General features: G+C 70.4%; 14 protein-coding genes. 6 read left to right on the forward strand and 8 right to left on the reverse strand.

What is annotated here, in order from left to right; genetic code table 11:
* Positions 1-12: 12 nt before the first annotated feature.
* The 3 genes from BJ998_RS32485 to BJ998_RS32495 are packed head-to-tail and all read right to left on the reverse strand — an operon-like array spanning position 13 to position 2,353.
* Positions 13-636, reverse strand: coding sequence for a nucleoside/nucleotide kinase family protein (locus BJ998_RS32485; RefSeq protein ID WP_184867131.1), 624 nt, complete (start codon positions 634-636; stop codon positions 13-15).
* The gene (locus tag BJ998_RS32490; RefSeq protein ID WP_184867132.1) at positions 633-1,286 is read right to left on the reverse strand and encodes a mechanosensitive ion channel domain-containing protein; all 654 of its coding nucleotides are present in this window, start codon (positions 1,284-1,286) and stop codon (positions 633-635) included. Before BJ998_RS32490 ends, BJ998_RS32485 begins: the two co-directional genes overlap by 4 nt.
* Positions 1,287-1,324: 38 nt before the next feature.
* Positions 1,325-2,353, reverse strand: a complete 1,029-nt coding sequence (locus BJ998_RS32495) for a Gfo/Idh/MocA family protein (protein ID WP_184867133.1) — start codon at positions 2,351-2,353, stop codon at positions 1,325-1,327.
* A 29-nt stretch (positions 2,354-2,382) separates the two neighbouring features.
* On the opposite strand from BJ998_RS32495, the gene BJ998_RS32500 reads away from it, so the two are divergent.
* Entirely contained in the window at positions 2,383-3,501 is a 1,119-nt protein-coding gene (locus BJ998_RS32500) for an ROK family transcriptional regulator (RefSeq protein ID WP_184867134.1), read from the forward strand.
* Here BJ998_RS32500 and BJ998_RS32505 read toward each other — a convergent pair.
* Positions 3,401-4,315: a protein-L-isoaspartate O-methyltransferase family protein gene (locus BJ998_RS32505; RefSeq protein ID WP_246488699.1), complete on the reverse strand. Its 915-nt coding sequence runs from the start codon at positions 4,313-4,315 to the stop codon at positions 3,401-3,403. The two genes, BJ998_RS32500 and BJ998_RS32505, sit on opposite strands and share 101 nt — an antisense overlap.
* Positions 4,316-4,468: 153 nt before the next feature.
* Positions 4,469-5,086, reverse strand: coding sequence for a TetR/AcrR family transcriptional regulator (locus tag BJ998_RS32510; RefSeq protein WP_184867136.1), 618 nt, complete (start codon positions 5,084-5,086; stop codon positions 4,469-4,471).
* 79 nt (positions 5,087-5,165) lie between these two features.
* Between BJ998_RS32510 and BJ998_RS32515 the strand changes: the two genes are divergently transcribed.
* The gene (locus BJ998_RS32515; RefSeq protein ID WP_312890434.1) at positions 5,166-6,521 is read left to right on the forward strand and encodes an NAD(P)/FAD-dependent oxidoreductase; all 1,356 of its coding nucleotides are present in this window, start codon (positions 5,166-5,168) and stop codon (positions 6,519-6,521) included.
* 195 nt (positions 6,522-6,716) lie between these two features.
* Positions 6,717-8,138, forward strand: coding sequence for a DHA2 family efflux MFS transporter permease subunit (locus BJ998_RS32520; protein WP_184867138.1), 1,422 nt, complete (start codon positions 6,717-6,719; stop codon positions 8,136-8,138).
* 39 nt (positions 8,139-8,177) lie between these two features.
* Here the strand turns inward: BJ998_RS32520 and BJ998_RS32525 are convergent, their stop codons facing one another.
* Positions 8,178-11,147, reverse strand: coding sequence for a phosphodiester glycosidase family protein (locus tag BJ998_RS32525; protein WP_184867139.1), 2,970 nt, complete (start codon positions 11,145-11,147; stop codon positions 8,178-8,180).
* 167 nt (positions 11,148-11,314) lie between these two features.
* Here BJ998_RS32525 and BJ998_RS32530 point away from each other — a divergent pair, with 167 nt between their 5' ends.
* Together BJ998_RS32530 and BJ998_RS32535 are read left to right on the forward strand one after the other, a co-directional pair.
* On the forward strand, positions 11,315-11,812 hold the full coding sequence (locus tag BJ998_RS32530) for a hypothetical protein (RefSeq protein ID WP_184867140.1): 498 nt from the start codon (positions 11,315-11,317) through the stop codon (positions 11,810-11,812).
* Between the two features lie 130 nt (positions 11,813-11,942).
* Positions 11,943-13,109, forward strand: coding sequence for an MFS transporter (locus BJ998_RS32535; protein ID WP_184867141.1), 1,167 nt, complete (start codon positions 11,943-11,945; stop codon positions 13,107-13,109).
* Here the strand turns inward: BJ998_RS32535 and idi are convergent.
* Positions 13,099-13,671, reverse strand: a complete 573-nt coding sequence (idi, locus tag BJ998_RS32540) for an isopentenyl-diphosphate Delta-isomerase (protein WP_184867142.1) — start codon at positions 13,669-13,671, stop codon at positions 13,099-13,101. The two genes, BJ998_RS32535 and idi, sit on opposite strands and share 11 nt — an antisense overlap.
* A 43-nt stretch (positions 13,672-13,714) precedes the next feature.
* On the opposite strand from idi, the gene BJ998_RS32545 reads away from it, so the two are divergent.
* Entirely contained in the window at positions 13,715-13,945 is a 231-nt protein-coding gene (locus BJ998_RS32545; protein WP_184867143.1) for an RNA-binding S4 domain-containing protein, read from the forward strand.
* Between the two features lie 56 nt (positions 13,946-14,001).
* Here BJ998_RS32545 and BJ998_RS32550 read toward each other — a convergent pair whose 3' ends face one another.
* Positions 14,002-14,154, reverse strand: coding sequence for a hypothetical protein (locus tag BJ998_RS32550; protein WP_184867144.1), 153 nt, complete (start codon positions 14,152-14,154; stop codon positions 14,002-14,004).
* Positions 14,155-14,259 lie beyond the last annotated feature (105 nt).

Here is a 14,259-nt window from a genome sequence, read left to right on the forward strand (position 1 = left end):
ATGGCCGGGAGCTTACGGGTCGATGATGGCCGGATGGTTCGGATCGTCCATTTTCACCACGACGTCGGCGACGGCGCCGGGGTCGACCTCGGCGCGGTAGCGGTCGAAGGCGGGCAGGGTCCAGTGCTCGTCGGGGGGAGTGCGGCGGCGAAGGGCGGCGGGGGACATGTCCAGATGCACGGTGAGCTCGAACGGAAGCCACCGCCCGAGCAGCAAAGCGCCGTCCAGCACCACAACCCCGTGCTCGGGAAGGTCCACATAGGACGCCCGACTGGCACGGTCGGTCTCGGCGTTCCACAGCGACGGCAGCACGGAGCCGGAGCCGTCAGGGGCGGCGGGGTCGAGGACCTCACGGGCCAAGCCGCCGATGTCGAGCCAGTCGTCGAAGTACGAGTCGGGATCGGTGCGGCCGTGCTCGAAACGGAGCGAAGCCGGTCGAAGGAAGTCCTTGGCGGACACGCGAAGCACGGAACGGCCGCGTAGCCGTAAGGGATCGACCAGGGCATCCGCCATCGCCTCGGGACGAGCGGCGGGGGCGGCGTCGATCAACACCCGAAGCCGGGAAGAACCCAGGTCGGTGATGCGATCGGCCAGCTGCTCGGTGAGGATGTCGAAGGAAACCGGACGAACCCTCACTCCGACAGGCCCTTCGCGGGGTCGGGGGCGACCTGCGGCGCGGGTTCGGGGTCGGTCGCGGGCCGGGGACCGACGCCGGCGGCCAGGACGGCGCTGTTGGGCAGCCGGACAACGCCGTCGTCGGTCTCCAGCACGACGTACACCAAACCCATCTCCAGCACCATTCCCATGTGCGGCCCGCCCAAGGCCCCGGAGTGCACGACGATCTGGTCGCCGATGTTGAACGGCCGCGACACCAGCAGCACGAGACCGGCGAAGAGGTTGCCGAGGGACTGCTGGCAGGCGATGCCGAGGACGACGCCGGTGAGCGCGCCGCCGACGAGCAGTTGGCCGATGCCGACGTTGAGCATGCCCAGGGCGGTGACGACGGCGACCTGGTAGCCGATGAGGGAGATGCCGAGCCGGATGATGCCGGCGTGGCTGATGCCGATGTGCGACTGGGTGTGCCGCACGACGACGTTGCCGAGGTTGCGGATGGCCACGACCATGACGGCGACGAAGAGGAACGCCCCGGCGACGGACACCGCCTTCTCCCACAGCATGGCCCCGGCGCCGAGCCGCCCGAACATCTCGACGGCGATGACGATCAACGCAGCCAGCGTCCCGGCGCCGATGGCACGTTTGGTGTCGGGAAACAGCCGCCTTGTCATGTGATCTCCTGCCGCCGAACGAACTCAGCGACAGACTCTCACGCCACCGAGCGGGCCTGCTCGATGACCTCCAGCACGGCGATGGCCTCCTCGGGCGTGACCGGCACATGGCCCTCGCCGCGCACGGCGTCCCGCGTGAGGGCGTAGAAGTCCTGGTACGCGCCGGGAACGGAGGTCACGCGGCGCAGCGAGCCGTCGACACCGAGCTGACCGGACAGCGAACTGGGCTCGACGCCCCACTCGGGCCCGCCGGGCCGGTTGCCGGCGCGCAGGGCGTCCTCCTGCCCGTCCAGCCCGTACTTGGTGAACCCGGCCTTGTCGCCGAGCACCCGCATCCGCGGCCCGAGCTGCGGGGTCAGCGCCCCCATCCACAGGTGCGAGCGGACGCCGCTCTTGTGCGTGAGGGCCACGAAGGAGTCGTCGTCGACCTGCACGCCGGCGCGCCGCCGGTCCAGCTCGGCGTACACGGACCGAACGGGCCCGAACAGCTGCAGGGCCTGGTCGATGAGGTGCGAGCCGAGGTCGTAGAGCGAGCCGCCGGCCTCGGCGGGGTCGCCGAGCTCCCGCCAGCCGCCCTTGGGGATGGGCCGCCAGCGCTCGAACCGGGACTCGAAGCGGTGCACGGCGCCGAGCTCGCCGGCGTCGATGAGCTGTCGGACGGTCCGGAAGTCGTTGTCCCACCGGCGGTTGTGGAACACGGTCAGCGGCAGCCCGAGCTCGCGGGCGTGCTCGGTGAGCTTGCGCGCCTCCTCGGCGGTCGGCGCGAACGGCTTGTCCACGACCACGGCGAAGCCTGCGTCGAGGGCCTCGGTGGCCAGCGGCACGTGGGTGCGGTTGGGCGTGGCGACGACGACCAGGTCCAGTTCCTCGGACCAGAGCTGCTCGGCCCGGTCGAGGACGAGGGCGCCGGGGTGGTCGGCGGCGACCTGGGCCTTGCGCTCCGCGTTGGCGGTCACGACGGCGGACAGCCGCAGGCCGGGGGTGGCCGCGATCAGCGGGGCGTGGAAGACGGCGCCCGCGATGCCGTAGCCGAGCAGCCCCACCCGCAGATCGGTGCTTGCGTGCATGGCCCGAGTTAATCAACACTGTTGCGTAAATGCAAAGCAAACCCGGAGCGAATCTCGGCGCACTGCGCGACCACAACGCCGCCGTCGTGCTCGACCTGATCCGTCGACGCGACGGCATCAGCCGCGTCGACCTGGCCAACTGCAGCGGCCTGACCGCGCAGGCGGTGTCCAAAATCGTGACCAGGCTCATAACCGCCGGCCTGGTCGCCGAGTCGGGCCAGCTTGCCCCTACGGTCGGCCGCCCGACGACCCTGCTGCGACTGGTGCCGCACGCCCGGCACGCCATCGGCGTCCACATCGATCGCGACGAGCTGCGCCTGGTGCTGATCGACCTGGCCGGCCGGGTGATCGCCGCCGACCACCGGCCGGGCCTGGTCGGCTCGATCGGCGAGCTGGCCGAGCCGATCCGGAAGCTGGCGTCCACAGTGGACCCCGCCACGCTGGCCGGCGTCGGCGTCGGCTGCCCCGGCCCCCTCGACCACCGCAGCGGCGTGCTGCATCACGCGAATCGCTTGCCTGGTTGGGAAAACGCCGAACTCGGTCCGATGTTGACGGCCGCCATCGGCCTGCCGGTGATCGTCGACAAGGACACCAACGCGGCGGTGCTCGCGGAGCTGTGGACCACGGACCTGCCGAGCCAGATGGCGATGATCTACGTGGGCACCGGCATCGGCGCGGGACTGGTGCTGGACGGCCGCGTCTACCGCGGCGGACGGACCAACGCCGGCGAGTTCGGCCACACGGTCATGGCGCTCGACGGGCCGCCGTGCGTGTGCGGGCGGCGCGGCTGCCTGGAGGCGCTGTGCGGGCCGGCGGCGGTGGTGGCGAAGGCGGCGGGTGAGCCGGTGCCGGAGTCCCTGGTGCTCACCCGCTTCGCACAGCTCGACCACGCCGAGGTCGCCTGGGCCGGCGACATTCTCGGCGTGGCCGTGATGGACCTGGTGAACCTGCTCGACCTGGACCGCGTAGTACTGGCCGGGCGGGCGGCGCCGGCCTACCTGGACGGGGTGGGCCGGGCCCTGCTCGGAACGGGGGTCGAGATGACGCTCAGCGGCTGGGGGCCGCAGCTGGTCGCGGTCGGGGCGGCGACGTCACCGCTGGCCGCGTCGTGGACGGCCACCGACGCGCTCGCGGCTCGACGGGGCTGAACCGGGTGCTGGCCGACGCCGACAGCTGCCACCGGTGCGGCAGCCACAGCGGATGGCTGACCAGGTCGTCCAGCTGGAAGCCGCACTGCCACTGGGTGAACTGCGGCCGGTCCAGGGTCTTGTCCCACTGCGTCGCCTGCGCCAGCAGCAGGTTCACCACGGCCAGCGCGGTGTTGCTGTCGCCGACCGCCATGATCGAGCCGTCGGTCTGGATCCAGGCCGTGCCGTGGGCGGGCTCGTGCTTGGCCAGGCAGCCGCGGGCCGGGTCGAAGTCCGGGTCGTCCAGCTCGGCACGGGTGATGCGCGCGTCCCGGGCCGCCAGGAAGAACCAGAGGTCCTGGTAGTTGTCCTCGTTGAGGTCCAGGTGGCCGCCGGGTACTCGGTAGGTGGCCGGGCCGCGCAGCACGCGATGCGGGTCGTGGAACAGCGCGTCCGGGCGCAGCGGGCCGGTGGCGGGCGGGAAGTCGCCCCACAGCACCGGGCGGGCGTGCGGGCCGGCGGCGCGCTTGGTGACGGCGAGCACCGGGTGCATGCCGCCGTGGGCCACCGGGGCGTAGATGACGCCGCCCGGGGCCAGCTGGTCGAGCCAGTGCGGCGAGATGCCGGCCACCCCCGCGGTGACCACGATGCGGTCGTACGGGGCGCCCGTGGGGTCGCCGAAGTAGGCCGCGTCGCCGGCGACGGTCGTGACCTCGTCCGGATCAAGCAGACGATCACCGACCGCGACCTGCAATACGCGCTGACCAGCACTGATATCCACCGCGGCGAGGAACTCGTCGGTGGCAGGGCAAGCAGTGTTCTGCTGTTTGATCATGTGAGGCGTACCCCCGAGTGGGTTTCCACTCAAACAGTGTGCCAGACGGGCCAATACCCGCGAGCCGGTCGACGGCAGTCGTGGGCCGTCCCCCATCCTACCTCCAACCTGGGGGAGTATCTCCACAGAGGGTAGTCAACGTCATAGTGTCGATCACCTGATCGAAATGAGCGTGCTGAGCACGGTGTGGAAGGCGTCGCTCGCCTGGGCCGCGCTGGTGCCGCCGTGCAGGATCCTCGTCAGCGTGCCGGCGCGCAGCGCGAGCAGGAACGTGGCCAGCTGTTTGGGCGGCACCGACGCCAGCGCGGAGTCCTCGGGCAGGACCTTCGCCAGAAGTTCACCGAAGGCTGTGGACGCCTCGTCGTCGTGCTGGTCCAAACGGGTGACGAGGGCGTGGTTGCGCACCGCGTGGATGCGGAACTCCAGGATCACCGTGCTCAGCGCGCTGTCCTGCTCGTTGAGCTCCAGCAGCTCCCTGGCCAGCGTGTCCGGGCTGATGTCCCTCGCGGCGAGCGCCGCCAGCCGCTCTCTGCGCTGGGCCGCGTAGTGGTCGAACACCTCCACCACCAGCTCGTCCTTGCTGCTGTAGTTGGAGTAGAACGCGCCGCGCGTATAGCCCGCCCGCGCGCAGATCTCGTCGATGGACGACGCGTGATAACCACGCTCCGCGAGGACCTCGACCGCCGCACGGAGTAGTCGCGCCTTCGTGTGCACCCGTTTGCGTGGCGCCGTATCCGGTGCGTGGCTGACGTCACTGTCAGAAAGCCCCATGGCTGACACGATACAGCTCTACACTCAGTACGTCGGTGCATTCAGTGCATTGGTGTATCCAACCCGGAGGGGATTGGCCGTGGCCAGCAGGAAGCAGCCCGCTCGAATCGTCGTGCTCGGTGGAGGCTACGTCGGCCTCTACACCGCGCTGCGTCTTCAGAAGAAGCTGCGCTCCAACGAGGCGTCCGTGACGGTGATCGACCCGCAGCCGCACATGACGTACCAGCCGTTCCTGCCGGAGGCGGCCGCCGGCTCCATCGAGCCCCGCCACGTCACCGTCCCGCTGCGCCGCACCCTCGACCGCTGCCACGTGCGCACCGCGCGCGTCACCGCCGTCGACGCCGACCGCAAGATCGTCACCGTCAAGACCGAGAGCGGCTCGATCGACGAGATCCCGTACGACACCCTCGTCGTCGCCCTCGGCGCGGTCACCCGCCTGCTGCCGATCCCGGGCCTGGCCGAGCACGGCATCGGCCTGAAGACCATCGGCGAGGCCGTGTACCTGCGCAACCACGTGCTGTCGCGGCTGGACCTGGCGGCCAGCACCACCGACGCCGCCACCCGCCGCAAGCTGCTCACCTTCACCGTCATCGGCGGCGGCTTCGCCGGCGTCGAGGCCCTGGGCGAGCTCGAGGACATGGCCCGCTCGGCGCTGAAGTACTACTCGACGATCGAGGCCAACGACATGCGCTGGGTGCTGGTCGAGGCCGCGCCGCGCATCCTGCCCGAGGTCCGCGAGAGCCTCGGCGTGTACACGGTGGACAAGCTGCGCCAGCGTGGCATCGAGGTCTACCTCAAGACCTTCGCGCAGAGCGTCGAGAACGGCCACGTCGTGCTGTCCGACGGCACCGAGTACGACAGCGACACGATCATCTGGACCGCGGGCGTCACCGCCAACCCGGTGCTCGCCGACGCCGGCCTGCCGCTGGACCAGCGCAAGCGGGTCGTCGCCAACGCCGCCATGCAGGTGCAGGGCCACGAGGGCGTCATCTGGGCGGCCGGCGACTGCGCCGCCGTGCCGGACTTGTCCAAGCGGGACAAGGACCCGGAGGCCACCTGCCCGCCCAACGCGCAGCACGCCGTGCGCCAGGCCAAGGTGCTCGCCGACAACATCCTCGCGTCGCTGCGGGACAAGAAGGTCACCGACTACTTCCACAAGAACGTCGGCGCGGTCGCCAGCCTGGGCCTGCACAAGGGTGTCGCGGACGTCTACAACACCAAGGGCAAGGGCTGGGCCGCCTGGGCCGCGCACCGCGCGTACCACGTGGCCAAGATGCCGACCTTCAACCGCAAGGTGCGCATCCTGTTCGGCTGGATCGGCAGCGGCCTGCTCGGCCGTGAGGTCGTCTCCATGGTGCACGTGGCCGAGCCCCGCGCCCTGGACGCCGGCCAGATCAGCAACATGCTGAGCCGCCAGGACTTCGCCAAGAAGTAACGCAGTTCGACGCCGACAGCCCCTCACCGCTGACCTGCGGTGAGGGGCTGTTTACGGTGTGCACTATCGGGAATATTCGGACAGCGTGTGGCGCTGGCCGTGACATGATGGTGGTCTCAGTCCTTTTGCTGTGACCGCTGCCAGCGCCGAGAGCTGCCATCAACGCGGACGCTGCCGACGGGGGGATAACCGCTCATGACACACACTGTTCCGACTGCGCGCGCGGAGGACACCGGCGCGCCCGCCAGATCCTGGCTGCTGATCGGGATTCTGGTGATGTCCGCGTTCGTGATGATCCTCAACGAGACCATCCTGAGCGTCGCGTTGCGCGACCTGACGATCGACCTGCGCATCCCGACGACCACGGCGCAGTGGCTGACCAGTGGCTTCCTGCTGACGATGGCGGTGGTCATCCCGACCACCGGCTTCATGCTCGAACGGCTGACGCCGCGCCAGGTGTTCCTGGTGTCACTGGCGGCGTTCAGCCTCGGCACGCTGCTGTGCGCGGTGGCGCAGGGCTTCCCGATGCTGCTGATCGGCCGGGTGGTGCAGGCCTGCGGCACGGCGGTGATGCTGCCGCTGCTGATGACCACGGTGATGAAGCTGGTGCCGGCGGAGCGCCGCGGCGCGACGATGGGCACGATCACGATCGTCATCGCGGTGGCCCCGGCCATCGGCCCGACGATCGGCGGGGCGGTGCTGTCCTCGCTGGGCTGGCGCTGGATGTTCGGCATCGTGCTGCCGCTGGCGGTCGCCGCCCTGGTGGCCGGCGCCGTCCTGATCAAGCTGGACAGCGACACCCGGTCGGTGCCGCTGGACATCCCGTCGGTGATCCTGTCGGCGTTCGGTTTCGGCGGCGTGCTGTTCGGCCTGTCCGGCAGCGGCGACCCGTCGAGCCAGCCGCTGCCGCCGTGGCTGTCGATCGTGATCGGCGTGGTCGCGCTGGTGCTGTTCACGTGGCGCCAGCTCCGGCTGCAGCGCGAGGACCGGGCGCTGCTGGACCTGCGGCCGTTCACGCACCGCAGCTTCGTCGTCGCCCTGGTCCTGACCAGCGTGCTGTTCATGTGCCTGATCGGGGCCGGCGCGATCCTGCTGCCGCTGTACCTGCAGACCGTGTTGCACCAGAGCACCTTCGTCACCGGCCTGGCCGTGCTGCCCGGCGGCCTGGTGCTGGGCCTGCTCGGCCGTCCGGTCGGCGCGCTGTTCGACAAGATCGGCGCGCGGCCGCTGGTGATCCCGGGCGCGATCGCGATGGCGATCTCGCTGTGGCTGTTCGCCGCGCTCGGCCCGTCCTCGCCGCTGATCGCGGTCATCGGCATCCACGTGCTGCTGATGGGCGGCCTGGGCCTGATGATGACGCCGCTGTTCACGGACGGCTTGAACGACCTGCCGGAGAACCTGTACTCCCACGGCAGCGCGATCATGTCGACGTTGCAGCAGGTCATGGGCGCGCTGGGCACGACGCTGTTCGTCGCCGTGGCCACGCTGGCCACCGTCGGCAACGCCGCCGGACCCGACGCGGCAGGCCTGCGGGCCGCGTTCATCGTGGCCGGCTGCCTCGGCGTGATCGGCGCGGTCGGCTCGCTGTTCGTGCGGAAACGCCAGGTAGAGGCGTGAGAGAGCGACCCCCGCCCCATCGGCGGGGGTCGCTCCGTTTCACAGCTCGACGGTCTGGCTGGCGTCGTTGGCGGTGATCGTCAACGACGCCGCTCCTGGCCGGCAGCGCTGGTAGGCGCCGCTCGACGGATCGAACGCCACGACGTCACCCCAGCGGCATTGCGCGTCGCCGATGTGCACGCCACGACTGCCGCTCCACGTCACGCTCATCGGATACTGCAGCGGGATCGTCGCCGTCCCCTGCGCGCCGGTCGCCGTGATCTCGTCGGTGCCGACTGTGATCGAGATCCCGTCCAGGACCGGCCGGAACTGCACCAGCGAGGTCGCCGTCGTCCAGCCGACCGGCGCCGTCGGCACGTGGATCCACGGCACACCCTCGTCGCGTTCCACGCGCACAGCTCCGTTGGCGTCGATCACCTGGGCGTTGTGCGGCAACCATTCATCGAGCATTCGCCGCTCGTTCGAATCGGTGATCCCGTACGTGATCACCACCACCCGCCCGGTCAATTCCGCTTGCAGCGACGCGAGTTGCCCGTAGTCGGACGTCCGTAGCGCACCGGTGGCGGAGTTCAGCAACACATAGCGGACGCCATCACGCACGAACGTCTGGTGATCCGGCCCGAACACGCTCGCCCAGTCAGGCCCGTAGTCCTTGCCGGGGGAGTAGTACACCGGGAACCGTCCCCGCACGGCGGCGTCGATCTTCGCCTTGGCCTGCTGGAGATCGGTCAGCGACGGACTCGCCGCCGCGTTCCCGTCGACCACCAGGAACTTCGGGTGCGAGGCGACGACCTCGGCCAGGGCCTTGGCCGTCACCGCCGACAGCACGGCGACGCCACCGTCCGCAGTGGACTGCTCACGGACCAGCGGATCGATCACCGGCGGATCCGGTGGCACGGCGACCGGCAGCGCCGCCCCGGCGGTCAGGTCGTCGAAGTCCAACTGCCCGCTGTACTGCGACCTGGTGGCCTCGATCGCCTCCACGCCGCGCACGACGATCGGGTACTTCACGGTCGTCGGCACCGTGAAAATCGTTCGCTGCCAACCGTTCCACGACACGTGGTCGCCGTAGACCGAACTGTTGGCGCCGGACGCGTCGGTGATCAGCGCCGCCAGCCACTCGCCCTTGCCGTCGCCGTTCACCGACACCTCGAACTGCCGGGCGGTGCCGTCGACCGGGATCGGCGTCGGCGCGGCCGCGACGGCGGTCCTGGTGTCGATCGACTTCGTGAAGTCGAAGTTCAGCCGCAACGCGTTGCCGGTCTGCCCTTGCGCGGCGGTGACGGACCCGGATCCCCGGGCGGAGCTGAACTTCCACCCGGTCACGTCGTCGAAACCGGTGACCGGCTCGGACTTCAGGCCGACGGTCACGCCGAACGCCGTCACGCGGTCGGCAACGTGAACGGTCACGATCCCGGTGCCCTGAGCCGTCTTCGGCGTGATCGCCAGCGTGCCATCGGGATTCGGGGTTATCGACACCAGCGAGCGGTCGTAGTCGAGCCGGGTGTCGACCGGGTCGATCGCCGCCGAGTCGCCGATCGCGTCGTAGCCGGTGACCTGCACGAGCCCGGTCTGGCCGGCCAGCAGCGACACCGTCTTCGGCGTGGCGGTGATCCGCGCCAGGCGAGGCAGCACTTCGATCTTGCCGCTCCGGGTGACGCCCTTCGACGCCACGGCGACGTCGACGGCGCCGGGTTGACGGCCGGTGACCAGGCCGTCGCGGTCCGCCCCGAACCAGTGCGGCGTGCCGAGGTCGGCCGGGCCGTACTGCTCGTCGTAGCCGGTCGCCTTGAGCTGCCGGTGCAGTCCGGTGAACACCTTGTCGCCGGTCCGCAGGTCGATGCCGGTGAGCCGGCCGCTGCCGGCGGCGGCGAACAGGCCGATCCCGTTGCCCACCTCGCGTTCCACGCCGTCCGACGGCACGTTGCGCTGCCACACGTTCGGCGTGCCGGGGTCGCGGCTGACCAGGCTGGAGGAGCCGCCACCGTCGATCACGACCGCGTTGTAGGCGCCACGCTGCTGCATGATGTACGCCAGCTGCTGCTCGGTCACGCCCCGGCTGGCGGTGGACCGCCCGTCGATGACGACGAGCTGCATCTTCCTGCCGTCCTGGGAGAAGCCGACCGCGGTCTCCGGGTTGAGGGCGGTGTCGTCGAGGGTCTGCACCTGCCCGTCCCGGATCAGCACGTCCCGCACGCCCAGCAGCGCCTTGAACGTGTCGGCCGGATCGGTCTTCGGCGCGTACGTCACGGAGACGGGGGCGCCGATGGCGACCGCCGCAAGCAAATCCGCGTCGGATCCGGTTCCGGCGAGCACAAATCCGTTGTCCGGGATCGGTCCCGCGCCGGAACCCGTTGCGTGCGCGGTGGCAATGCCATTGACCACGGTCAGTTCGTGAACCTTGGTCACGTTGTAGAAAGCCCGGGATGCGGTGCCCCACGCCGGTGTGAACACCGCGAGGCCATTGGGCGGCGCCTGCTCCTGGTTCAGGCCGTCCAACGGGAATTTCCCGGACGGCAGCGTCACCGAGCCGTCCAGATAGGCGTTGACGATGCGGCCGATGTTGCCGGTGTCGACGCCGACGGACGGCCGCCACGGCTGCGGATCCGTCCACGGACCCTTGATGAGCTGCCCGTTCGACACCTCGATGCCACGCGGCGCACCGGTGTTGTTGATGTCGAAGAAGTCGCCGTTCACGCCGGCGAAGGCGTGCTGCGCGGTGGCCATCTGCGTCACGGTCTGGACCTGGCCGACGTGCGGCGGCGTCAGCAGGCCGACGGTCAGCCGTGGATCGCTCAGGTCCGCGGTCAGGACGTCGCCGCGCAGCCAGCCGTTCGGGTCGACGCGGGTGAAGGTGGACAAGGTGGTGCCGGGGCCGATCGGCTTGGACGTGCCGTCGACCTGGACGGGTAGTTCGGTGGGTGGCGCCGCCGCGGTGGCGGTCGGGGGAGCCGTCAGCGAGAAGACGACCAGGAAAGCGGCGAGTGCGGACAGCGAAGCCGGCCTCATGAGGTTGATAATTTGCCTACAGGGTAGTCTTCATGCAAGTTGCTCACCGATTCGGCCCAGCGTGGCGTCACGCTCCGCGAACGGCGGCTAGAATCGCGGCAGGGCGGGGCGGCGCCATTTGTCCAGCCCACATGACGTTTTCTCGAGCTTGTAAGGATGGCTGTCGTATGCCCCCGACTCCCGCCTCCGTCGTCGAGCAGTGGCAGAACCTGCCGAGGGCGGTGTTGCAGGACAAGGTCCGTCAGGTCGTCAAGCGCCGGGACGCGGAAGCCAAGCAGATCTGGGCGCACGTGCGGGCCAATTCGGTGCTCGCCGCCCAGGTCCGCGGCGCGCTGTCGGCGCTGCGGGCCGAGGTCAGGGGCACCCGCGACGAGGTCATGTGGACGATGTGGATCGACCAGGCCCGGTCGGTGCTCGACGCCTCCCCCGAGAAGGCCTCCCCCGAGAAGGCCTCCCCCGAGAAGGCGGCTCAGGCCGAGAAGCCCGCGGCGGACAAGCCCGCGGCCGAGAAGCCGGCGCCGGACAAGGTCGTCGCCGAGAAGGCCGCCGACGAGAAGAAGCCGGCGCCGGTGGCCGAGCTCACGTTCACCCCCCAGCCGGTGGAGAAGCCGCGCACCGCGCCGCCGGTGGTCCCCCCGGTGATGTTCCAGGCCCCCGGCACCTGACTTCGACGCTGGGAACGGACTATTCCCAAACTCCGAGTTGAGGAACGGTCCGTTCCGAGCTTGTCGGCTTGACCGGGGTCACCCGGGTGCGCTATCGCGGGGCGGCGGATGGACCGCTAGCGTCCCCCGAATGGCCCCTCGGTGGCAGCTCGGCCTGGTGGCCCTGGTCCAGATCCTGGTCTTGGCGCTGTGGTTCTCCGCCTCCGCGGTGGCCCCCGCGTTGCGGGCCGACTTCACACTGACCGGCACGCAGTCGGTGTGGCTGACCGCGACCGTGCAGGTCGGCTTCGCGATCGGGGCGGTCGTCTCGGCGCTGGCCAACCTGGCCGACCGGATCCGGCCGAACGTGCTGATCGCGCTCAGCGCCGTTCTCGGCGCGGCGTCGACGGCGGCCCTCGCGCTGGCCGCCCACGACGCCTGGACGGTGTTGGCGCTGCGGCTGCTCACCGGCGTGTTCCTGGCCGGCGTCTACCCGCCCGGCATGAAGATCGTCGTGTCCTGGCTGCCCAACGCCCGGGGGCTGGCGCTGGGCCTGGTCGTCGGCGCGCTGTCGGTCGGCTCCGCCGCGCCGCAGCTGATCAACGGCCTGACCACGCTGCCCTGGCGGGGCGTGCTGCTGGCGGCGGCGGTTCTGGCCGTGGTCGGGGCCGCGATCTCGCTGGCGTTCATGCGATCGGGCCCGGCGATGCGGCCGACTCGGGTTCCCGATCCCCGTTATGTCGTGACGATGTTCGCCGACCGGAAGCAACGCCTGGTCAACCTCGGCTACTTCGGCCACATGTGGGAGCTGTACGCCCTGTGGTCCTGGCTGCCGACCTATCTCGCCGCGAGCGGGGCCGTGTGGGGGCGTCTCGGCGTCGGCGTCGCCGCGTTCGTGATCGCCGGCGTGTTCGGCCTGGTCGGCTGCCTCGTCGCCGGCTACTGGGCGGACCGCCACGGCCGTGCCTACGTCGCGATGCTCGCCATGCTGTTCAGCGCCGCCAGCGGCCTGCTGTCGGCGGCGGTGTTCGACGTGCCGGTGCTGTTCCTGATCGTGCTGGCCGTATGGGGAGCGACGGTGATCGCCGACTCGGCGCAGTTCTCCGCCGCGTTGACCGAAGTCGCCGACCAGGAGTACGTCGGCACCGCGCTGACCGCCCAGACCGCGATCGGCTTCCTGGTCAGCGTGGTGACGATTCAGGCGCTGCCGGTGCTCGCCGACCTGGTCGGCTGGCGGCTGGCCGTGCCGCTGCTGGCGGTCGGCCCGCTGCTCGGGGCAGCTGCCATGGCCCGCCTGCGGTCGCTCGTCAGGGCGTAGCGGCCGGCGGCAGCTGCGCCGGGTCGCCCACCGGCCAGTCGTTCGGGTGTCCGCCCAGCTCACGCAGCTGGAGCAGCTGCAGGCGGCACCATGTGGACAGCCGCGGGTCGTCGAGCATGCCCAGCAGCTCCGGCCACTCCACCCAGCGCGCGTCCTCGACCTCGGTCGGGTCGGCGGTGACCTCGCCGTACGCGCGGGCCCGGAACACCGGGCACATCTCGTTCTCGACGATCCCGTCCTGCTCCGCGACGTACCGGAACCCCGGCAGGATCAGCTCCACCTGGCCGACGTCCAGGCCCAGCTCGTCCTTGACCCGGCGGCGCACCGCGTCGGCCATCGACTCGCCGTCGGCCGGATGGCCGCAGCAGCTGTTGGTCCACACACCCGGGAAGGTCGCCTTGGACAGCGCCCGCCGCGTCAGCAGCACCCTGCCGTCGTCGTCGACCAGGTAGGAGGAGAACGCCAGGTGCAGCGGCGTCTCGCCGTGGTGCACCGTCGCCTTGGGAGTGGTGCCGACGTTGTAACCGTCCTCGTCCAGGAGGACCACATGCTCCTGTGCCACGTGCCGAGCCTAGTCCCGGATGCACGTGCGAGATCATGTCGCCATGCCCACGTCACCCATCCGGACCGTCGAGATCAGCGACGACACCATCCGGCTCGGCCAGTTCCTCAAGCTCGCCGACCTCGCCGAGGACGGCACGCACGCCCGCGAGCTGCTGGAGGACGGGGAGGTGACGGTGAACGGCCGCGCCGAGTCCCGGCGCGGCCGTCAGCTGGTCGACGGGGACGTCGTCGCCGTCGACGGGCAGCAGGCCAGGCTCGTCGCCCGGTCCTGACTGCCCTTTTCGTCACTTCTCACGCGTCACTGGCGACCGCGTGGTGTGGTGCTCCCTTACTCGTCGTCCTCGCCCGGACGGGCGTGGTCGGCCTTGCCGGGCGTGGGATCCCGGTCCATGTCGATCAGCGGATGCCGCTCGGCCCCCTCGGCCGCGGCATGCCGCCCGCTCTGCTGATCCTGTGAGTGGTGCTCCCCTAGCGTTGTCACCCGGACAGCCTACGGACACTCCGTCATCTCGTGTCATGAACCCGTCAAAGTCCAGGTCGAAGGCGTCATCACGGCGTCAGGGCCGGATCCTTCGGGCCGGCGGAG

The sequence above is a fragment of the Kutzneria kofuensis genome (genome assembly GCF_014203355.1).
Lineage (GTDB): Bacteria > Actinomycetota > Actinomycetes > Mycobacteriales > Pseudonocardiaceae > Kutzneria > Kutzneria kofuensis.

Coding starts and splice junctions, on each gene's coding strand:
- BJ998_RS32535 (WP_184867141.1), top strand. CDS start 11,943: ATGGCCCCTCGGTGGCAGCTCGGCCTGGTGGCCCTGGTCCAGATCCTG.
- BJ998_RS32545 (WP_184867143.1), top strand. CDS start 13,715: ATGCCCACGTCACCCATCCGGACCGTCGAGATCAGCGACGACACCATC.
- BJ998_RS32510 (WP_184867136.1), bottom strand. CDS start 5,086: ATGGGGCTTTCTGACAGTGACGTCAGCCACGCACCGGATACGGCGCCA.
- BJ998_RS32520 (WP_184867138.1), top strand. CDS start 6,717: ATGACACACACTGTTCCGACTGCGCGCGCGGAGGACACCGGCGCGCCC.
- BJ998_RS32500 (WP_184867134.1), top strand. CDS start 2,383: ATGCAAAGCAAACCCGGAGCGAATCTCGGCGCACTGCGCGACCACAAC.
- BJ998_RS32505 (WP_246488699.1), bottom strand. CDS start 4,315: ATGATCAAACAGCAGAACACTGCTTGCCCTGCCACCGACGAGTTCCTC.
- BJ998_RS32495 (WP_184867133.1), bottom strand. CDS start 2,353: ATGCACGCAAGCACCGATCTGCGGGTGGGGCTGCTCGGCTACGGCATC.
- BJ998_RS32490 (WP_184867132.1), bottom strand. CDS start 1,286: ATGACAAGGCGGCTGTTTCCCGACACCAAACGTGCCATCGGCGCCGGG.
- BJ998_RS32525 (WP_184867139.1), bottom strand. CDS start 11,147: ATGAGGCCGGCTTCGCTGTCCGCACTCGCCGCTTTCCTGGTCGTCTTC.
- BJ998_RS32530 (WP_184867140.1), top strand. CDS start 11,315: ATGCCCCCGACTCCCGCCTCCGTCGTCGAGCAGTGGCAGAACCTGCCG.